Source organism: Streptomyces sp. NPDC003247 (genome assembly GCF_042888135.1).
Classification (GTDB): domain Bacteria; phylum Actinomycetota; class Actinomycetes; order Streptomycetales; family Streptomycetaceae; genus Streptomyces.
The window spans coordinates 1-1,641 of sequence record NZ_JBIAPF010000037.1 but is presented as its reverse complement, the minus strand read 5'-3'; the positions used below and the strand labels follow the sequence as shown (position 1 = coordinate 1,641).

General features: G+C 66.5%; 1 protein-coding gene and 1 pseudogene. Both read right to left on the bottom strand.

Annotated features, from left to right (window positions below):
- The coding region (locus ACFYWQ_RS43585; RefSeq protein ID WP_389526443.1) for an alpha-amylase family glycosyl hydrolase at positions 1-737 on the bottom strand (737 nt) is incomplete at its 3' end.
- A pseudogene (locus ACFYWQ_RS43580) lies at positions 734-1,641 on the bottom strand (alpha-1,4-glucan--maltose-1-phosphate maltosyltransferase); the annotation flags it as partial. The pseudogene ACFYWQ_RS43580 and the gene ACFYWQ_RS43585, both read right to left, overlap by 4 nt.

The following is a 1,641-nucleotide window of genomic DNA, read 5'->3' as shown; positions in this document are numbered from 1 at the left end:
TTCCGCACCCGTTTGAGGAACTCGTGGGTCGCCGGGAGGTTCTCGCAGTTGGTGCCCTCCTCGGCGTACAGGTAGGGCACGGCGTCGAGGCGGAAGCCGTCGATGCCCAGGTCCAGCCAGAACCTCAGCGCGGAGATCATCTCCTCCTGGACGGCCGGGTTCTCGTAGTTGAGGTCCGGCTGGTGGGAGAAGAAGCGGTGGAAGAAGTACTGCTTGCGGACGGGGTCGTAGGTCCAGTTGGAGACCTCGGTGTCGACGAAGATGATGCGGGCGTCGGCGTACTGCTTGTCGTCGTCGGCCCACATGTAGTAGTCGCCGTAGGGGCCGTCGGGGTCTTTGCGGGACTCCTGGAACCACGGGTGCTGGTCGCTGGTGTGGTTCATGACGAAGTCGATGATGACGCGCATGCCGCGTTGGTGGGCGGCGTCGACGAATTCCACGAAGTCGGCGAGGTCGCCGAATTCGGGGAGGACGGCGGTGTAGTCCGAGACGTCGTAGCCGCCGTCCCTCAAAGGCGATTTGAAGAACGGGGGGAGCCAGAGGCAGTCGACGCCCAGCCATTGCAGGTAGTCGAGTTTGGCGGTGAGGCCCTTCAGGTCGCCGACGCCGTCGCCGTTGCTGTCCTGGAAGGAGCGGACGAGGACTTCGTAGAAGACCGCGCGTTTGAACCACTCGGGGTCGCGGTCCTTCGCGGGGGTGTCCTCGAAGGTGTCCGGAACGGGCTCGTTGACGATCATCGTGTGGGTGACCCTCCGATCTGCGGGTTGGACGGTCGCAGGACGGTGCCGTGCTCGTCCGGGGGACTGTCCCCGGACTCCGGGCCGACGGTCAGCACATGGGCGCCGCCCGGTCCGAGACGCACGTAGTTGGCCCTGCCCCAGTAGTAGGTCTCGCCGGTGAGCAGATCGCGCACCGGCGCCGACTCGTGCCATTCCAGGCCGAGTTGCGGCATGTCCAACGAGACCGTCGCCTCCTGGGTGTGGTGGGGGTCGAGGTTGACGACCACCAGAACCGTGTTCGAACCGCTCCGCTTCGAGTAGGCGATCACCGCGTCCTTGTCGGCGTGGTGGAAGTGCAGGTCGCGCAGTTGGCGCAGGGCCGGGTTCGTCCGCCGGATGCCGTTGAGGCGGGTGATGAGGGGGGCGATGGTGCGGCCCTCGCGTTCGGCGGCGGCCCAGTCGCGGGGTTTGAGCTGGTACTTCTCGGAGTCGAGGTACTCCTCGCCGCCCTCGCGCAGGGGGGTGTTCTCGCAGAGTTCGTAGCCGCTGTAGATGCCCCAGGTGGGGGAGAGGGTGGCGGCGAGCACGGCGCGGGCCTCGAAGGCGGGGCGGCCGCCGTGCTGGAGGTGGGCGTGGAGGATGTCGGGGGTGTTGACGAAGAGGTTGGGCCGCATGAAGGAGGCGGCCTCCCCCGTCAGTTCGGTGAGGTACTGCGTCAGTTCGTCCTTGGTGTTGCGCCAGGTGAAGTAGGTGTAGGACTGCTGGAAGCCGATCTGGGCGAGGGTGTGCATCATCGCCGGGCGGGTGAAGGCCTCGGCGAGGAAGATGACGTCGGGGTCGGTGCGGTTGATGCCGGCGATGACCCGTTCCCAGAAGACGACGGGTTTGGTGTGGGGGTTGTCGACGCGGAAGATCCGCACGC